Source organism: Proteus sp. fly-1089 (assembly GCF_040138965.1).
Taxonomy (GTDB): domain Bacteria; phylum Pseudomonadota; class Gammaproteobacteria; order Enterobacterales; family Enterobacteriaceae; genus Proteus; species Proteus vulgaris_B.
Map to the genome: position 1 here is coordinate 186,484 of NZ_JBEETS010000007.1, position 19,370 is coordinate 205,853.

Consider the following 19,370-nt stretch of genomic DNA (forward strand, 5'->3'; position numbering starts at 1 on the left):
ACCTTCTAGACGAAAGATATACAGCAAGGAATGCGGGCAATTTTCCCTCGATCAAAAAAATAATCCTTTAATTGACTTTATGACTATGCTCAAAGAATTAGATTGAATTTTTTTTCACCTATTTACATGTATATTTATACAGTATATAAGTAATGCTATTGAAAGTTATTGATAACAAGGAATGAGTGAATGAGTAAACAACGTTGCGATTGGGTAACCAATGATCCTGAATATTTGGCATATCACGACGATGAATGGGGAAAACCTGAACGAGATAAATACAAGCTTTTTGAAATGATTTGCCTTGAAGGCCAGCAAGCCGGGCTATCTTGGTATACCGTACTCAAAAAAAGAGAGGGTTATCGTCGCTGTTTCTTTGGTTTTTTACCTGAAAAAATAGCCAAAATGACAGAGAAAGATATTGAAGCTCTATTACAAGACCCCGCGATTATCCGTCATCAAGGAAAAATTAATGCCATTATTAATAACGCGCGTGTTTTTATGGCAATGGAAGAGCAAGGTGACGATTTTAGCCAGTTTATTTGGCAATTTGTTGATAATAAACCAATTGTTAATCAGTGGGATGATATATCCCAAGTACCTGCGTCTACTGAAATCTCAGATAAGATGGCAAAAGCGTTAAAGAAAAAAGGCTTTAAATTTGTTGGTACAACAACTTGCTACGCTTTTATGCAAGCTGTTGGTATGGTGAATGACCATATTCTTTCTTGTTTTTGTCGTAAAGAATAGAGTGAAAACACCAATAAAAAGTAAAATGTGAGTTGAGTTATCTTTAACTTAATAATTTATTAGTTTTATATTTCAATATTTAAACCTGTATTAATATTCCTATTTTATCATTTCTATTATAACTATTGATGCAGATTAAAGCTCGCGGTATGGTATTTCTTAACGAGAAAGCAACATAGAAGATACCTGCAAAGATGACTCAATTATCACAATTCGGGCAAAAATTTGCTCAGCATTCAGGCATTGCTCGCTTGATGCAAGATTTAAACGAAGGAATACGGACACCCGGTGCCGTGATGTTGGGAGGCGGTAATCCTGCGCATATTCCTGAAATGGACAACTATTTTCGCCAGTTACTTAAAGAGATGACAGAAAATGGCACGTTAAGTGATGCAGTTTGTAACTATGATGGCCCGCAAGGCAAAGATGCTATGTTACAAGCGTTGGCGGTATGTTTAAAAGAGAAGTTAGGCTGGAATATTTCGGCAAAAAATATTGCATTAACCAATGGTAGCCAAAGCGCTTTTTTCTATTTGTTCAATTTATTAGGCGGAACAACCCCTGCAGGCAAGAAACGTAAAATTCTTTTTCCTATAGCACCTGAATATATCGGTTATGCCGATTCTGGATTAGAAGAAGATCTGTTTGTTGCAAATAAGCCAACTATAGAAATGTTGCCAAATGGGCAATTCAAATACCATGTTGATTTTGCTCATCTTGAAATTGGTGATGATATTGCGGCTATTTGTGTTTCTAGACCAACAAACCCAACGGGTAATGTTATTACCGATGACGAAGTTGAAAAGCTAGAGGATTTAGCTAAACGGCATAATATCCCTCTGATTATAGATAATGCTTATGGTGTTCCTTTCCCAGGTATTATTTTCACTCAAGCAACACCTCGTTGGAATGACAATACAATTCTTTGCATGAGCCTGTCTAAGTTAGGTTTACCCGGCGCACGTTGTGGCATTATCATCGCCAGTGAAGAGTTGATTTCAGCCATTACAAATGTGAATGGCATTATTAGTCTTGCACCGGGTGGAATTGGACCAGCAATGGCATTAGAAATGCTAAAACGTGATGATTTGATGCGACTATCTCAAGAGGTAATTGGGCCTTTTTATCATCAGCGTGTGCTTGAAACCATTGATATTATTCGCCGTTACTTACCTGAAGAACGTTGCCTTATTCATAAACCTGAAGGCGCTATTTTCTTGTGGCTATGGTTTAAAGACTTGCCTGTTTCTTGTGAAGAGTTATATCGTCGTTTGAAAAAACGTGGTGTATTAATGGTGCCGGGACATTACTTCTTTCCAGGATTAGAAGATTCATGGGATCATGCTCATCAATGTATGCGTATGAATTACGTACCTGAGCCTGAATTGATAGAGAAAGGAATAAAAATTCTGGCTGAAGAAATCGAGAACATCTATCAGCCAGTGAATATCTAATAAAAATGCCCCTTCAGCGAGAAGAAGGGGCAAAGACAATAACGAGGACTTTTGAGCATAAGTTTGACGGAAAGAAATTGATTACTAAACATTTAGCAATCCGTCTCAATCTAAATTTCTTAGCACGAGAACTATTAAAACAGACAATGATAAAATCTATGGCTTAAATAAGAGCCATTCATGGCCTTAATTATTCCTCTGCTAAGCAAAATGTGGATTTTAGTAACATATTTGGTTCAACTGATTAATATATTTATTATTTTTGCTACAAACTCCAGATGATAAGTGCCATTAATTGTGGCGTTATTATGCGTAAAAACATCGCTAAAGGATAAACGGTGGCATAAGAAAGTGCAGCAGCTCCACTTGAGCTATGTATTGAGTTTGCAAAGGCCAGAGCAGGTGGATCGGTCATTGAACCTGCTAACATTCCGCAAAGAGTTAAGTAATTAAGTTTAAAGAAGATCCTAGCTATGATCCCCACAATTAATAACGGTAATAGTGTAATAAGAATACCATAGCCAATCCAACTCAGTCCTTGGCCATAAATTAAGGTTTCAACAAATTCACCACCAGAATTTAGTCCTACTACGGCAAGAAACATGACAATGCCTAATTCACGTAATGCTAAGTTTGCACTTGGCGGCATAAACCAATAGAGCTTACCGAATGTCCCAATACGCCCTAAAATTAAGGCAACAACAAGAGGGCCACCAGCTAATCCTAATTTAAGGGCTACAGGAATACCGGGAATGAAAATAGGAATAGAACCAAGTAAAACCCCCAATCCAATACCAATAAAAACAGGTAGCATTTGAACTTGCTCTAATTTTTGACGAGCATTACCTAACAGGACCGTAATCGCCTCTATAGATTCAGGACGACCAACAACATTAAGAATATCCCCAAACTGCAACATGCTGTTATTGCTTGGAATTAGTTCGATACCGGCGCGGTTTAATCGAGTTACGACAACATCGTATTTTCTTTTAAGATCAAGATCTTTTAAACGCTTACTGAGTACGGAATCATTCGTTACAACGATCCGTACTGATTGTAGTAAATTGGTTGATGTTGAGAGCGATGCGTCAACTTCTTCGCCTAATACAAGGCGTACTTTATTAAGATCTTCTTTCGAACCAACAATATGCAATAAATCTCCTAACTGAATAATCGTTGATGGCATCGGCACCATAATATTATCACCACGTTTTAAACGAGAGCATACAATGGCGTCTTCATTGAGTAGTGGAATATCTTGCATTAATAAACCATCTAAATTGGGATTTTTAATGGCAATATTAATGGTATGTAGTGCCTCTTTAGTACTATTTTGCTGGTTACTAAAGGTTTTCGCTTCTTCATCAATGTTGATTTTAAAAAATACACGAATAAGCCACATAACTAACAATATGCCACAAATTCCCATAGGATAAGCCATAGCATAGCCCATCCCCATTTGCCCGACTAAAGCGGGATCAATATGTAAATCAGTGAGTATCTGTTGCCCAGCACCCAAAGATGGAGTATTGGTGACAGCACCAGAAAAAATACCCAAAATAATAGGCAAGGGAACATCAAATAAACGATAAATTGAGGCGGTGATGATAGAACCAAGAAGAATAATGAAAATTGCAAAGGCGTTGAGTTTTAATCCAGAAACACGTAATGAAGAGAAAAAGCCAGGGCCAACTTGAATACCGATGGTATAAACAAAAAGAATAAGACCGAATTCTTGAATAAAATGAAGAGTTTGTGCGTTGAGTAAAAGGTTATAGTGTTGAGCAAAATGCCCAATAATTATGCCACCAAAAAGAACGCCACCTATCCCTAGGCTGACTCGATAGATTTTGATATTGCCAATCCAAAGACCTAGAGCGCCTGCTAATGACAACATCACCATTGTTAATGCAATATCACTCATAAAAAAGATCCTATACTCAAAAAAATAAAAAAATTGAGCTAAAACGATAAACCTATTTTGGCAAAGAACAAAGAAAGTCGCTGTGCCTTATCGCACAGATTCGGCATATATAAAGATCAAAAAAATAAGAAAGATAAATATAGAGTTAAAATGTTCTTTTAAAATAAAGATGGTTGAATTTTAATATCAGGGAAACATAATAATTAGTAATGTTATTATGTTTTTTTAATTAGATATAATAATATTTTTTACGCATACTTATTTATTTAATTATTGAAAAATTAAGCTATTTTATATCATCTTTCTCTTGTTCTATAAGAGAAAACAGGTTTAACTATATGATAAAAAGCATTGACTCCTGATCTTGTTTTATAGGTGCCCTATGATATTTAGAAAGACGAGTAAAAATTTAACATTAATCGCATTTTTCATGACTCTGTTGACGGGGTGCTCTAGCGTTATGACACATGCTGGTCCGAATAAAGAGCTTTATTCAGGGACAAAGAATAATATGGCAATGCTAAAAGATGATGAAACTGGGTGGGCAATGAAACCCCTTGTTCTTTTAGATTTTCCTTTTAGTGCAGTATTAGATACTTTATTACTGCCTTATGATTATTATACCAAGAGTGATGATAAAAGTGATAACTCACCAAAAGAGCGAATAAAAAGATTAGAAAGTACAACGGCAGATAATAATTATGAAAATAAGAATTAATATCAAAATAATGACTAAATAACGAATAAGTAATTCTATCTAGTCATTATCTGCTTATTTAACTATTTATAGGGCTATTTATTTAACACTGTTTCTTCTTTAGGGCCGAACATTTTATTAAGGCTATTAAGCTCTTGCATTTCTTTATCACATATTACTTTTTGTTCTGTTAGCGGCGCTGCCATTATCTGTTTTTTGCTTTGTTCAAAATTCCCCTTAATTTCGGGTATATTATGCTTTAGGTCTTCACGTTGAGAAATATACTGAATAAATTTGTCTGCTTCCTTAAAGTACACTCGGCAAGCATGTGCCATGGATGCTTGGGTTGGAAGTGTGGTTAACAACAGGAGTAATGCGAGACTCCACCAATATTGTTTCATTCTCTAAACTACCCATTTTATTTGACATAAGTGAATTATATAAAAAGCATATAAAATAAACGATAGTATTAACGAATAAATTTTTTATTTTTTCTTGTTTTTTATCAGCAATGTAAAGAAAAACAGAACTTGCAGAGAATATAGAAGAAGTTGATTGTTATAGTTACGCTAAAAGTAGATGGTTTTTATGATAAAAAAGTTAAAAATCAATCATTTTGGTTGAAAACCATACGAACAGTCAGGAGATACTAAAAAAGTATTGACGCAATGGGTTTCTGGCAGTAAGATGCACCTCGTTTTCGGCGAGTAGCGCAGCCTGGTAGCGCAACTGGTTTGGGACCAGTGGGTCGGAGGTTCGAATCCTCTCTCGCCGACCATATTAAGAAACCCCGCTTTTAAAGCGGGGTTTTGTCGTTTTAGCCCTTCCAAAATAAATTGATGCACTAAGATGTGTCAGTTTTCATCTTACTTTTTCGCCATAATAGTATTTTCTCTCTTGCTCATCTTACTGTTAGCCTGACACTCCATTTCCTTATTAATTTCAAGAACAAAAACATGTGGAAATATTTTCCATAATGAAAGGAAATACTTGATAGCTTCTGCTTTTGATTTAGTCAGGATGATAAAGCCGTTCAGTTATCAGGCTTATTTAAAAATAGCTTTATTAACTGCTAATAAGAAACCTAGAAACCATCATCTTAATTCAATATTAATGGGCAATGGAACGTCTGATAATTATCAAAAAATATGAATTTTCTACTATTAAAAAATCAAAACTATTAATAACACACTGAACCTAATGCACTTGTCTAGTTGAGTGGTTTGTTAAGTGCGTTGCTTTGGGATTTTTCACTCTAATGGCCTTATTTGTGCCAAAGTCAGGATACTCTGATCGTATGATTATTTTTCTTCTATAACAGAATAAAGCACCAAGTTCTTTGTTTCATTTCAAAATATTCGTTCAATATTTAAGCGGTTAATCACAAATCATAGCTTTTTTTAAAACAGTCATTTTACTTAAGGATTTCTTAATGTGTGGTTTTATTGACTAGATATTAGTCAGAGACTTATTTTTTTATTCTGATTTTGTTCGATATTCGTTTCATTTATGTTTATAACTTGTTCTTTTTACGGAGTAGACCCTTATTGACGTAAGGGGATACAGTTGGTTAATTGAACAATGACAAAATAAAAAGGCATTCCGTTTTTAAACAGGAAGCCAAAACACAACAGAACAATTTCGGAGAGTAATGATGAAAAGCTCCAAAAAACAGACAGGAATTTTAACCGCGACAATCGGGCTACTTGCATTAGCTGTTTCTGCGGGCGTGCAGGCAAAAACATTAGTATATTGCTCCGAAGGTTCACCTGAAGGATTTAACCCTCAGCTATTTACCTCTGGAACAACCTATGATGCAAGTTCAGTACCTATTTATGATCGTTTAGTGGAATTTAAACTGGGTACAACGGAAATCATTCCAGGACTCGCTGAAAGTTGGGATGTGAGTGATGATGGTAAGGTGTATACCTTTCATTTGCGTAAAGGGGTAAATTGGCATAGTAGCAAAACCTTTAAGCCAACCCGTGAATTTAATGCAGATGACGTAATGTACACGTTTATGCGCCAAATGGACCCACAACATCCTTACCATAAAGTGTCTGGGGGAAGTTACGAATACTTCTCAGGAATGGATATGAACAATATGATCGAGAAAATCGAAAAAATTGATGATCATACCGTTCGTTTTGTTTTAACACGTTCAGAAGCGCCTTTTATTGCTGATATGGCAATGGACTTTGCATCCATATTATCTGCGGAATATGCCGATAATATGATGAAAGCAGGAACACCTGAAAAAGTAGATTTAGATCCTATTGGTACAGGGCCTTTCCAATTACAACAATATCAAAAAGATTCTCGTATTCTTTATAAAGCAAATGATCAATATTGGGGTAAAAAACCAGACATTGATCGTTTAGTTTTCTCTATTACACCTGATGCTTCTGTGCGTTATGCTAAATTGCAAAAAGGTGAGTGTCAGGCAATGCCTTTCCCAAATCCTGCTGATATTGCGAAAATGAAACAAAATAGCGATATCAATCTATTAGAACAACCGGGTTTAAACGTGGGTTATATCTCTTTTAACGTTGAGAAAAAACCACTGGATAACCAAAAAGTTCGCCAAGCATTAAGCATGGCTGTGAATAAAGACGCGATTATCGAAGCGGTTTACCAAGGTGCGGGCCAAAAAGCGAAAAACCTCATTCCACCAACAATGTGGGGTTATAACGACGATATCGTTGATTATGAATATAACCCTGAAAAAGCCAAAGCACTGCTAAAAGAAGCAGGTCTTGCAGATGGTTTTACTATCGATTTATGGGCAATGCCTGTACAGCGTCCTTATAATCCAAATGCCCGTCGTATGGCTGAAATGGTACAAGCGGATTGGGAAAAAATTGGTGTTAAAACCAAGATTGTCAGTTACGAGTGGGGTGAATATCTCAAACGTGCTAAATCCGGTGAACACCAAGCAGTAATGATGGGTTGGACTGGGGATAATGGAGATCCAGATAACTTCTTTGCGACATTATTTAGCTGTGCTGCGAAAGAGCAAGGTTCAAACTATTCTAAGTGGTGCTATAAGCCATTTGAAGATCTGATCCAACCTGCACGAGTAGCGTCTGATCATGAAAAACGTGTCGAGCTTTATAAACAAGCTCAAGTCGTTATGCACGATCAAGCTCCTGCACTGATTATTGCTCACTCTACGGTATATGAGCCAGTGAGTAAAAAAGTAGAGAACTATGTGGTTGATCCATTAGGTAAACATCACTTCGAGAATGTCTCTCTGAAATAATAGCAATACCTTACTTAAGTACGGTGTCTTTCTTCGTGAAAGGCACCGCTATTCCATAATAAAGAATACATTCAGTACACTGTGGGCGCAGGGGATTTTCTCCTGATTTATCAGCGCTATCTTTTAGCTGATGTTTGAAAAGAGAATTAGGATATGCTGCAATTTATCCTTCAACGTTTGGGACTTGTTATCCCTACGTTTATCGGAATTACATTACTTACGTTTATTTTCGTGCATCTTATTCCCGGTGATCCGGTCATGATTATGGCGGGTGAACGTGGTCTATCTCCAGAGCGTCATGCTTATTTAATGGCAGAATTAGGGCTGGATAAGCCGTTATGGCAACAATATCTCAATTACTTAAATGGTATTCTTCATGGTGATTTGGGAATTTCATTAAAAAGCCGCATTCCTGTTTGGGATGAATTTTTACCTCGCTTTAAAGCCACTTTAGAACTTGGCGTTTGTGCCATGATTTTTGCAGTTTCTGTCGGCATTCCTGTGGGTGTGCTGGCTGCGGTAAAACGTGGTTCTATCTTTGATCATACCGCGATTAGTGTGTCATTAGCAGGTTATTCCATGCCAATCTTTTGGTGGGGGATCATGCTAATCATGCTGGTGTCTGTGAAATTAGATTTAACTCCCGTGTCAGGGCGGCTTGCTGATAGTGTCTTTTTAGATGATAGCAATCCATTAACGGGCTTTATGCTTATTGATACTCTTATTTGGGGAGAAGAAGGCGACTTCATCGATGCTGTCCATCATATTATTTTACCTGCCATTGTATTAGGAACTATTCCTTTAGCGGTTATTGTGCGTATGACTCGTTCATCTATGCTTGAAGTATTAGGTGAAGATTATATCCGTACGGCAAGAGCAAAAGGTTTGAGTCGTGCTCGTGTCATTCTTATTCACGCATTACGCAATGCGATGTTACCTGTTGTCACCGTTATTGGATTGCAAGTCGGAACAATGCTGGCTGGTGCAATTTTAACGGAAACTATTTTCTCATGGCCGGGTTTAGGTCGCTGGTTAATCGATGCCTTACAACGACGAGACTACCCTGTGGTTCAAGGTGGTGTACTTTTAATTGCAACGATGATTATTTTTGTCAATCTGTTGGTTGATGTTCTTTATGGCATTGTGAATCCACGTATTCGCCATAAAAAATAAGGAATGCATAATGACTGAAAATAAAGTTACACCGGTCATCAATGCACCGGCTCCTATGACCCCCTTCCAAGAATTTTGGTACTATTTTAAACAAAATAAGGGCGCAGTTGTTGGATTAATTTATATCGTAATTATGTTGCTGATTGCGTTATTTGCAGGCTTTCTTGCACCTCACGCACCGAATGAGCAATTTCGTGATTTCTTATTAGCGCCTCCTGTTTGGCAAGAAGGGGGAAGTTGGCAATTTATTCTAGGCACTGATGATGTTGGCAGGGATATTCTTTCTCGTTTAATGTTTGGTGCTCGTCTTTCATTATTAGTTGGCTGTATCGTTGTCGTACTGTCACTTATCTTAGGAATTATTCTAGGGCTAGCTGCGGGTTATTTCGGTGGTCTTGTGGATATCGGCATTATGCGAGTGGTCGATATTATGTTGGCATTACCCAGTTTATTATTGGCATTAGTGCTGGTAGCAATTTTTGGGCCTTCTATCGTCAATGCGTCTATTGCACTGACTTTTGTTGCTTTACCTCATTATGTTCGATTAACACGAGCTGCTGTTTTAATTGAAGTAAACCGTGACTATGTTATTGCATCTCGCGTCGCTGGTGCGGGGTCAATGCGCCAAATGTTTATCAATATTTTACCTAACTGTCTCGCACCTTTAATCGTTCAAGCGTCTTTAGGTTTTTCTAATGCAATCTTAGATATGGCAGCATTGGGCTTTTTAGGTATGGGCGCTCAGCCTCCAACTCCTGAGTGGGGAACTATGTTATCTGACGTGTTGCAGTTTACACAAAGTGCATGGTGGGTTGTGACGTTCCCTGGTCTTGCTATTTTGTTTACTGTGCTTGCCTTTAATTTAATGGGTGACGGTTTACGAGATGCGCTTGATCCGAAATTAAAGCAGTAACGGAGTAAGAAGATGGCATTATTAAATATTAATCAATTATCTGTTCACTTTGGTGATGAAGATACTCCGTTTAAAGCGGTAGACAGAATTAGCTATCAAGTTGAAGAGGGGCAAGTTGTTGGTATTGTTGGAGAATCAGGTTCAGGTAAATCTGTGAGCTCATTGGCTATTATGGGGCTGATTGATTTTCCGGGGCGAGTGAGTGCTCAAGAGCTTTATTTTGATGGTAGAGATTTAATGAAAATCTCTGAATCAGAGCGACGTAATTTGGTGGGGGCTGATGTCGCAATGATTTTCCAAGATCCAATGACCAGCCTAAACCCCTGTTTTACGGTTGGTTATCAAATCATGGAAGCATTAAAAGTTCATCAAGGCGGAAGCCGAAAAACACGTAAACAACGTGCTATCGACCTTTTAACGCTGGTGGGTATTCCTGATCCTGCTTCACGTTTAGATGTATATCCACATCAACTTTCTGGCGGTATGAGTCAGCGAGTGATGATTGCAATGGCGATTGCTTGTCGTCCTAAATTATTGATTGCTGATGAACCGACAACGGCTCTGGATGTGACTATTCAGGCGCAGATCATAGAACTGTTGCTTGATTTACAAAAACAAGAAAATATGGCGCTAGTGCTTATCACTCACGATTTAGCATTAGTGGCAGAAGCCGCCGACACCATTATTGTGATGTATGCGGGGCAAGTAGTGGAATCAGGGAAGGCATCAGAAATTTTTAAATCACCTCGCCATCCTTATACACAGGCGCTATTAAGAGCATTACCTGAATTTGCCAGCAACAAAGCGCGATTAGCTTCATTATCTGGGGTCGTACCGGGTCGTTATGATAGACCAACAGGATGTTTACTTAATCCTCGTTGCCCTTATGCTCATGATGAATGCTATAAAACCGAACCTGCCTTAAGAGAATTGGGAACACATCGCGTGAAATGCCATACACCGTTAGATAATGCAGGGAGACCCACACATGGCTGAAGTTAATCCAAATGTCACTATTCCCTTATTAAAGGCGGTCAATTTAGCCAAGTATTACAATGTTAAAGGGGGACTGTTTTCAAAAGAGAAAACAGTGAAAGCGCTCGATGGTGTTTCGTTTGAGTTAGAGCGTGGTAAAACCTTGGCGGTTGTTGGTGAATCAGGTTGTGGAAAATCGACATTAGGTCGATTATTAACCATGATTGAAATACCCACTTCAGGGGAGCTTTCTTACCGTGGGCAAAATCTGTTAATCAAAGATAAATCAGCAGAGAAATTGCGTCGCCAAAAGATCCAAATTGTATTTCAAAATCCTTATGGATCATTAAACCCTCGTAAAAAGGTGGGACAAATTCTAGAAGAGCCACTTTTGATCAATACGACACTTAACGTATCTGAACGTAAAGAAAAAGTATTATCAATGATGGCAAAAGTAGGATTGAAAACAGAGCATTATAGCCGATATCCTCACATGTTTTCTGGTGGTCAACGTCAGCGTATTGCTATTGCTCGTGGTTTAATGCTTGAACCGGATATTGTGGTGGCGGATGAACCTGTTTCTGCTCTCGATGTTTCAGTGCGTGCTCAAGTTCTAAATTTAATGATGGATCTTCAACAGGATATGGGGCTTTCTTATGTCTTTATTTCCCATGATCTTTCCGTTGTTGAGCATATTGCAGATGAAGTTATTGTGATGTATTTAGGCCGTTGCGTAGAAAAAGGGACTAAGGCTCAAATTTTTGAAAATCCTCAGCATCCTTATACACAAGCTTTGTTATCAGCAACGCCAAGATTAACACCGGAATTAAGACGTGAACGCATTAAATTAACAGGAGAATTGCCAAGCCCGTTAAATCCACCACCAGGATGTGCTTTTGCAGCACGTTGCCGTCGTGCATTTGGGCCATGCAGTCAATTACAGCCAACTTTAAAAGATTATAATGGCCAACTTATTGCTTGTTTTGCTGTTGAGCAAGATAACTTAGCACTTTAAATAAAAAAGAATATTTTTAATCAAAAAGGAGCGATATATATAAAAAATATTGCTCCTTTTTTAATTATATTAATTCGAACCAAATCAGATAATCCAATTGTGATTTAATAAATATTAAATGTTATTTTATATAAATCTCTTTAAATATTAAGTGTGCTGGTATTAAAAATAAAAAATATTTATATATATAAAATATAATTATTCTTTTATTTTTGTTTTTAAAATCTTAATAAGATTTTTATAGATTTAAACTTGCATGGCATTGTGTTTTTTAGTGAATTATATTCTATAATCAAAATAATATGGCAATATCGTAGTTAAAAAAGTTAAATCCAGCGTTTATCTCATTTTACTATTTTTATCTTACAACTATACTCAAATAATAATAATTATATATTTATCTACCATTATTTTAATGGATAGGCAGTTTTTATCGCGCTATTTTCTTTATTGAGAGTGATACATAATCTAAAAAATACAGTATAATCACTTTGTTCAAGTAAGTATATTGGAAATAGCAATGATGAAACCTCATCTTAAACATTCATTAACAATAAAACAGATGGCCGCAGTTGCGGGCGTTACGTTGGTGACTATTGCTATTTTTATCAGTATTCAACTTGTCTATTTGATAGATCAACGCCGTGAAGATTATCAAAATCAGCTTTTTAATGCGGGTGTCAGTATCCAGCAACCGCTTGCTGATGCATTGTTACGATCAGATTTAAATGATGCCAAAAAACAGATAATTGGGTTAAAAGCAACGGGTATTCTTGGTAAAGCGATAGTGATGCAACCTGAGAATATTCAGGTGATGAACTTAGATTTTGCACCCAAAAAAGACGTTTCTGATTTCTCAAGCTGGCTTTTTGGTATCCCTGTTGAGGCTGTTATTCCATTACAGCCATTAGGTATTACTTCAACAGATGATAAGTCTTATACTGGCTATCTTATTTTACAGGCTGACACAAACCGTTTTTATCGCTTTGCCAGCAATACTGTCGCACTAATGTTAACTACATATCTGTTAATGGGGCTTATTCTAACGGTTGCAATTAGCTGGTGTATCAATCGTATTGTGGTGAAACCTTTACGCCAAATAGCCGTTACTCTTAATAAAGATAGCCAAGTTTCTGCTTTATCTTGTCCAGAATCACATCGTGATGATGAGATTGGTTTGCTGGTTAAAGGATATAATCATCAAAAATCTGATCAAAAATTGCCGAAGGTCTGAACCTTCTTACACCATAATGAGTCTAATCACTATAGTGATTTCATTTCATGTTTCTGTGGTGACAAAGAATGATAATACAAAAAATAGACATCAAACATCTAACATGTCTTTTGGCGCTTATTGTTAAACCTCATAAGTGGTTTAATACCAAGGATTAATAAAACAGAGGTTCACATGCAGGGTGTAATGACACGAATTTTATTGGGAAGCGTTATGTTTGGCGCTGTTGTTTGCCAAGTTCAGGCCGAAGCTTTACAGCCTGATCCTGCTTGGCAAGAAGGGCGACTAGCAAATGGTTTTCAGTGGCAAATCTTACAAACACCGCAACGCCCTAATGATAGAATACAAATTCGTTTATTAGTGAATACAGGTTCTTTATCAGAGAAAAGCAGTGAAACGGGTTTTTCATCCTTAGTGTCTAAACTCAATGTATTGGAAAATACAGGTCTGACACCAGAGAAGCGCGATAACTTATGGAAAAATGCGTTAGATCCAGATTATCCGTTACCGCCAATGATCGTTTCATATGATTTTACGGTTTATAATCTAAGTCTGCCAAATAACCAACCTGAACTATTAAAAGATGCTTTTGCATTGCTTGCGGGAATTGCTAAACCTGCGCAATATACTGAAAATGCAGTTCGTAATGCTGTTCAGTCACCACTTCCTGTCGTCACATTCCCACTTAATATTGAAGATCCTATTTGGCGTTCACGTCTTGAAGGCTCTAATCTAAAAGGCCACAACCCTGGTAAACCAGTTAATCAGTCAGTTAATACAAAAGAATTATCAGATTATCAACAGCGCTGGTATACCCCTGATATGATGACGCTTTATATTGCTGGCAATGTTGATAATCGAGTATTGACCGAAAGTATTAATCAGGCCTTTTCATCTCTATCTGGAAAACGAGTTACCCCTGTTCCAGTACCGATGTTGGCAGATATGAAGCCTGAAACATTATATGTACAAGAGCCCATGCGATCTAAAGATCAAATTTCTTTAATTTGGGATCTAGATTGGTCGCCAGTAAAAGACTCTGATACGTTAAATAAATATTGGCTAAGCGATTTAGCACGCGAAGTGATCTTTGTTCATTTAGGTCGTAGCCTCGAACAACGTAAAGAAAATGACAGCACGCAAGTTAACATTGATTGCAGAGTACAATATCAGCGCGCCAGTTGTTCTTTGAATGTTGATACCGCGACGGCTAATATTCCAGCGTTAGCATCATGGGTGGGTGAAGAATTAGGTCATTTGCGTAATCAAGGCATTAGCGATGAGTTATATAAAGAGCTTCAACAAGAGAAACAGCTTCAGTTAACACAGCTTTTTGCCCGTTATGCAAAAACAAGTACGGCTATTTTAATTAATCAGCGTTTGTTATCACAACAAAGTAATATTATTGATATTCCTCCTGAGCAATATCAACGTTTACGCCAAGCATTTTTAGCTGGTTTAACTAAAGAAACCTTAAATCAGGAGCTTTCAAGAGTATTGTCTGAAGATATTACTTTTGTATTAACGCAAAGTGGTGAAACACCTACCGTAAATTTAGGTGAATTACGTATTCAATTTGAAAAGCAAGTTCATCCAGAAGTGGTAAATACACCTGTTTCAGTGCCTGCCAATACGGCGCCAAATAAAACAGTGGAAGCACCTACAGTGACAACTCCAGCAAAGAAATAGCCATAAAATAAGTCGCTGGGCTGATATAAAAAACTAACGGTTTATAAAATTAAAAAAGCCAAAAGTGTTATTAATACATTTTTGGCTTTTTGCTTTTTTAATATTAAAGGCGTTTAAACGCTTCTTTAATTATATCAGTTAATGCTTCACGGTTATTTCTTTGAGTTGTAAAGCCTGCGATAGCAATCTGTTTTTCTGGCAAATAACAAGCTATAGAACCCCAATACCCTAGATGATAATAAAGAGTACCTAAACGCGTCTCTTCAGCCATCAATCCTAAACGATAATTTGCAGCACCAGTATGTGAGCCTTGCCATTTCATTTCTTTTAAGGTGGATGGATGTGTATACACTCTATCTTCAAAGAGATCTGCTGTGAATTTAGCTAATTCAAGCGTTGTCATCACAAGACCTCCACCACCAAAAGTATCCATTGAGGCATCAATGTGAGTACCTTCATGTTCATCGGCAAATTGTCTAGCGCGAATTTTCTTGGATATGGGTTGTGGCTCCAGACCTTCCCACCATGTTTGCGGTAAATCTAAGTCTTGAAAATGTAATAATTCACGAACTGCTGTAGCCATATTTTTTCTCATAAATTGAGAAAGAATATCTCCTAATAAAATGTATCCAGTATCTGAATAAATAAAGCGTTTTCCAGCAGGGATGATGGGAAATCCTTGGTGAGTATAATGCGCTATCTGTTCTTCTCGAGTCCACTGATGGGTGGGATTATTTATAACCTTTTCAAGGTAAGCTTCATTAGCGTGATCAAATAATCCACTACTATGGCTTAATAAATGGCGCAATGTGATAGTGTTAAGATCATACCCAAGTTCTGATAATGTTTGTTGATAATGGGGACTTAGATATTTTGTTATCTTATCATCAAGAGACAAGGCATCTTGTTCCCATAAACGTAAAAAAGCGGCTGCAAGAAAGGTTTTTGTATTGCTTGCGATCCGAAAAGGAGTATCTACAGTTAATTTTTTCTGGGTACTTTCATCGGCAAATCCATGTGCCATACCAAAAGGGTATTGAATGCCGGCACCTGTAATATAAATAGCGCTCGCTGAGGGTAAGGCATGAAAAGCATCAGTCATTGATTGAACCATAGTTACGTCCTTATCTATCAGGAAAATAAATCAGCAAAAAGGGTGTACTTGGCACCCTTATTTATTTTGCAATTATTCATTATTTATTTTTTGTCGCAGCTCGTAATTCTGTTACGGTTTTACCGCCTATTCCCCAGTTATCTGTTTCTACTTCATCGATCACAACAACGGTGGTCGCTGGGTTTTTGCCTAAGATATCAACCAAGAGTTGTGTCGCACCCGCAATAAGTTGTTCTTTTTGTTCAGCAGTTGCACCTTCGCGTGTGATTTTAATATTAACGTATGGCATTTTTTTTCCTTATTACGTTATTGATAGGCGGTTAATGCAGGGGATTAACCATTGTAGTTTTATCATAAAATTAAGATATTGATTGCGTTTTAGTCAGCTGTTCTTTACGCATATTCGGGCCATCAGTGGCGATCCATGCGGCACAAAAGAGCGTTAATCGAGCAAAAAAGTAGAAGAAAGCCATTAAGCCTATTACCGAACCAAATGCGGCACCTGAAGGTGAGCTCGCTATTCTTGGTAGCATCCATGTCATTACGGATTTTAAAATTTCAAAGCCAATAGCGGCGATAAGCGTGCCTTTCATAAGAGAAACACGTTTAGGTTGATGGCGAGGCAAAATCCATAATATCCACAAGAATAGTAAATAGTTTGCAGTAATGGAGATTGTTAGGCCGATGGTTGTCCATGCTGGTGTTAACCATTCAATGCCATCTAATCCTAAAGTATGAACAATCATTCTTTGGGCTGATCCCGCAACAGAAGTGAGTGTTATAGTGACAATTAATGCAAAGAGTAAGCCAATCAGCGCTAAGAAATCACGGAAATAACGGAAATAGATTTTTTCTTGCTCTTCTTTATTTCTTTCCCAAACGAGTCGTGATTGCGCTAAAATGGCCTGACGTAAGTTACCAACCCAATTAACACCAGAATAAAGAGCAATTGCTAAACCCGTTAAACCGACAGTTGTACGTTGACGAACAGCGGTATCAATACTTTGTTGAACGGTTGCTGCTAACGTTGGATCGTCGATACTATTTGCTACACCAGTAATTAATTTAGCGAGTAAATCGGGATTTGAGGCTAAAATAAAACCGGCACAGGCAAAGGAAAGCATTAATACAGGGATTAATGATAAAAATGAGAAATAAGTGATAGCAGCCCCAAACTGATTTCCCATTCTATCAGTGAAGCGTTCTGCGGCACGAATAAGGTGTGCAATAAAAGGAATATTGGTAATGAAATTACTTATTTTTATCCCAATACCGATGGCTTTTTTTCCACCATGTAATCCTTTTTCCAGCCCTTTTTTCAGTGGCTGAGTCAGTTGAGTTTTTTCATCTGCTGTTTTTTGTTGCTGCTCTTCTGACATATATCCTCTTTAATTAGATCAGTCCATTTTTAATAAATTAGTGGTATTACTATAGTTTCTACTCAAAAATAGCATAGCTTAATTTCTATTACATACCTTATGCTTATTGTAATTAGCCTCTGATTTAGATGATGTAATTGTTTGTTCTGGTTTAAGTGTAGATGATGAACTATTAAAAGGCGTGATCACCTTGCACTTAATTAAGAATACAAAACCAATACAGTAATTCTGAATTGGTTGAGTTTAATTAGAAAATGGCTACTCGCGTATTGTTCTATTCTTTATTTCATAGGCAAATAAGGAGTAGGCATTCATTTATGATGACAATTATTTTGTCAGTAGATTTAATTCATCTTCAATGGCTTTTAATTCTGCTTTTTCTTCAGCCAGTTTTCTTTCTTGTTTGGCGATTTTATCTGTATCACCTTTAAGTTGAGCTTCTTTTAATTCAAGTTCACGCTCTTTGATATCAAGTTGTTTTTCACGTAATTCAAGGCGTGTGTTTTCAACCACTTTTTCGGGTGTGCAATAGCGCTCAACATTTTGTAATGCTCGTTCTAAGCCTTGTAGGCGGTATTGATTACCGTGTGCTTTCGCATATTCTATTTGTTTTTGGATATTTTGTTTTTTAATTTCGCAACCATTGATTGAGGTGTTGGCATACGCACTGCTAACGGACAGTGTTAATGCAATTGCGGTAAAGAGTATTTTTTTCATTTTAACATCCTATTTAATCTTAAGTGAAATATAGGATTATCATAACGACTGAATGCTAAGACACAACGTTTCTTTCGCTTTCAATGAAGAAGTTCAGCTTTTTCTGATACACTGAACTTAATCAAGCTTTCAGAGTAAATTCACTACTAAGCTATACTTATTTCTAACGGAAGATAAAGAATGCTGAGCTATCGCCATAGTTTTCATGCTGGCAACCACGCCGATGTTTTAAAACATATTGTTCAAACACTCATCATTGAGTCTTTAAAAGAGAAAGAAAAACCGTTTCTTTATCTTGATACTCATGCTGGCGCTGGACGTTATCAATTAACCAATGCTCATGCAACTCGCACTGGCGAATATCTAGAAGGGATTGCACGCTTATGGCAACAAGATGAAGTGCCAGAGCTTATTTTACCTTACCTTGAAGCCGTTGGAGAATTAAACTCAAATGGTGAACTGCGTTATTACCCAGGTTCTCCTTTATTAGCAGGAAAACTATTAAGAGAACAAGATTCCTTAGTATTAACAGAATTACACCCAACAGATTACCCTCTATTACGCACAGAATTTTCTCGTGATCCGCGAGTTAGAGTTTCTCGAGAAGATGGTTTTGGCCAATTGAAATCTAAATTACCACCCGCAAGTCGTCGTGGATTCGCATTAATTGATCCTCCTTATGAGCTTAAACAGGATTATTCTGCTGTAGTGAAAGGTGTTGTGGAAGGTCATAAACGCTTTGCAACGGGAACATATGCGATTTGGTATCCAGTGGTTCATCGCCAGCAAATTAAACGTATGCTAAAAGAGCTTGAAGCAACGGGTATTCGTAAAATTTTACAAATTGAGTTAGCAGTAAAACCTGATAGTGATCAATTAGGTATGACAGCATCAGGTATGATTGTGATTAACCCACCTTGGAAGCTAGAGTCACAAATGAAATCAATATTACCTTGGTTACATAAAATATTAGTTCCTGAAGGTATTGGTCATACATCAGTTGAATGGGTTGTACCAGAATAAGCATCCTTATTATTGTTTTTGCCTATTACTGTAAAAGCTAAAATCTGACGT

The 19,370-nt window shown here is 37.2% G+C and carries 17 protein-coding genes and 1 tRNA gene; 12 read left to right on the forward strand and 6 right to left on the reverse strand.

Annotated elements, in window-relative coordinates; all coding sequences use genetic code 11:
- The first annotated feature begins 189 nt into the window (after positions 1–189).
- On the forward strand, positions 190–750 hold the full coding sequence (locus ABN080_RS15160; RefSeq protein WP_349441431.1) for a DNA-3-methyladenine glycosylase I: 561 nt from the start codon (positions 190–192) through the stop codon (positions 748–750).
- Positions 751–944: 194 nt separating this feature from the next.
- Positions 945–2,204: a valine--pyruvate transaminase gene (locus tag ABN080_RS15165; protein ID WP_349441434.1), complete on the forward strand. Its 1,260-nt coding sequence runs from the start codon at positions 945–947 to the stop codon at positions 2,202–2,204.
- 265 nt (positions 2,205–2,469) lie between these two features.
- Here the strand turns inward: ABN080_RS15165 and ABN080_RS15170 are convergent, their stop codons facing one another.
- Entirely contained in the window at positions 2,470–4,128 is a 1,659-nt protein-coding gene (locus ABN080_RS15170) for a putative transporter (protein ID WP_197269791.1), read from the reverse strand.
- A gap of 382 nt (positions 4,129–4,510) precedes the next feature.
- Between ABN080_RS15170 and ABN080_RS15175 the strand changes: the two genes are divergently transcribed.
- Positions 4,511–4,846 (forward strand): YceK/YidQ family lipoprotein, encoded by a 336-nt coding sequence (locus tag ABN080_RS15175; RefSeq protein WP_349439485.1) that lies wholly within the window; start codon positions 4,511–4,513, stop codon positions 4,844–4,846.
- A 74-nt stretch (positions 4,847–4,920) separates the two neighbouring features.
- Here the strand turns inward: ABN080_RS15175 and ABN080_RS15180 are convergent, their stop codons facing one another.
- The gene (locus ABN080_RS15180) at positions 4,921–5,226 is read right to left on the reverse strand and encodes a DUF5339 family protein (protein WP_197269793.1); all 306 of its coding nucleotides are present in this window, start codon (positions 5,224–5,226) and stop codon (positions 4,921–4,923) included.
- A gap of 300 nt (positions 5,227–5,526) precedes the next feature.
- Between ABN080_RS15180 and ABN080_RS15185 the strand changes: the two genes are divergently transcribed.
- From ABN080_RS15185 to ABN080_RS15220, 8 genes are all read left to right on the forward strand, one after another.
- Positions 5,527–5,603: transfer RNA gene (locus tag ABN080_RS15185), tRNA-Pro, on the forward strand.
- 876 nt (positions 5,604–6,479) lie between these two features.
- A complete protein-coding gene (dppA, locus tag ABN080_RS15190; protein ID WP_197269794.1) occupies positions 6,480–8,087 on the forward strand; it encodes a dipeptide ABC transporter periplasmic-binding protein DppA in 1,608 nt (535 codons plus the stop codon).
- A gap of 153 nt (positions 8,088–8,240) precedes the next feature.
- A complete protein-coding gene (dppB, locus tag ABN080_RS15195; protein WP_072068808.1) occupies positions 8,241–9,260 on the forward strand; it encodes a dipeptide ABC transporter permease DppB in 1,020 nt (339 codons plus the stop codon).
- 10 nt (positions 9,261–9,270) lie between these two features.
- Positions 9,271–10,173 (forward strand): dipeptide ABC transporter permease DppC, encoded by a 903-nt coding sequence (gene dppC / locus ABN080_RS15200; RefSeq protein ID WP_349441435.1) that lies wholly within the window; start codon positions 9,271–9,273, stop codon positions 10,171–10,173.
- Between the two features lie 12 nt (positions 10,174–10,185).
- On the forward strand, positions 10,186–11,169 hold the full coding sequence (gene dppD, locus ABN080_RS15205) for a dipeptide ABC transporter ATP-binding protein (protein ID WP_072068806.1): 984 nt from the start codon (positions 10,186–10,188) through the stop codon (positions 11,167–11,169).
- Complete coding sequence (gene dppF, locus ABN080_RS15210; protein ID WP_349441437.1) at positions 11,162–12,163, forward strand: dipeptide ABC transporter ATP-binding subunit DppF; 1,002 nt, start codon at positions 11,162–11,164, stop codon at positions 12,161–12,163. The genes dppD and dppF overlap by 8 nt, the downstream gene beginning before the upstream one ends.
- Positions 12,164–12,686: 523 nt before the next feature.
- Positions 12,687–13,397, forward strand: a complete 711-nt coding sequence (locus ABN080_RS15215; RefSeq protein WP_109409039.1) for a HAMP domain-containing protein — start codon at positions 12,687–12,689, stop codon at positions 13,395–13,397.
- Between the two features lie 174 nt (positions 13,398–13,571).
- Positions 13,572–15,086, forward strand: coding sequence for an insulinase family protein (locus tag ABN080_RS15220; RefSeq protein ID WP_340894211.1), 1,515 nt, complete (start codon positions 13,572–13,574; stop codon positions 15,084–15,086).
- Positions 15,087–15,189: 103 nt separating this feature from the next.
- Here ABN080_RS15220 and ABN080_RS15225 read toward each other — a convergent pair whose 3' ends face one another.
- The 4 genes from ABN080_RS15225 to ABN080_RS15240 all read right to left on the reverse strand — a co-directional run bounded on the left by ABN080_RS15225 (position 15,190) and on the right by ABN080_RS15240 (position 18,296).
- On the reverse strand, positions 15,190–16,200 hold the full coding sequence (locus ABN080_RS15225; RefSeq protein ID WP_349441438.1) for a serine hydrolase domain-containing protein: 1,011 nt from the start codon (positions 16,198–16,200) through the stop codon (positions 15,190–15,192).
- Between the two features lie 79 nt (positions 16,201–16,279).
- A complete protein-coding gene (locus ABN080_RS15230) occupies positions 16,280–16,489 on the reverse strand; it encodes a 2-hydroxymuconate tautomerase family protein (RefSeq protein ID WP_196554369.1) in 210 nt (69 codons plus the stop codon).
- 70 nt (positions 16,490–16,559) lie between these two features.
- Positions 16,560–17,579 carry an inner membrane protein YhjD gene (yhjD, locus tag ABN080_RS15235; RefSeq protein WP_196554368.1) on the reverse strand — a complete coding sequence of 340 codons (1,020 nt, stop codon included), beginning with the start codon at positions 17,577–17,579 and terminating at the stop codon, positions 16,560–16,562.
- Between the two features lie 327 nt (positions 17,580–17,906).
- Complete coding sequence (locus ABN080_RS15240) at positions 17,907–18,296, reverse strand: DUF1090 domain-containing protein (protein ID WP_164526823.1); 390 nt, start codon at positions 18,294–18,296, stop codon at positions 17,907–17,909.
- Positions 18,297–18,476: 180 nt separating this feature from the next.
- Between ABN080_RS15240 and ABN080_RS15245 the strand changes: the two genes are divergently transcribed.
- The gene (locus ABN080_RS15245; protein WP_072068799.1) at positions 18,477–19,319 is read left to right on the forward strand and encodes a 23S rRNA (adenine(2030)-N(6))-methyltransferase RlmJ; all 843 of its coding nucleotides are present in this window, start codon (positions 18,477–18,479) and stop codon (positions 19,317–19,319) included.
- Positions 19,320–19,370 lie beyond the last annotated feature (51 nt).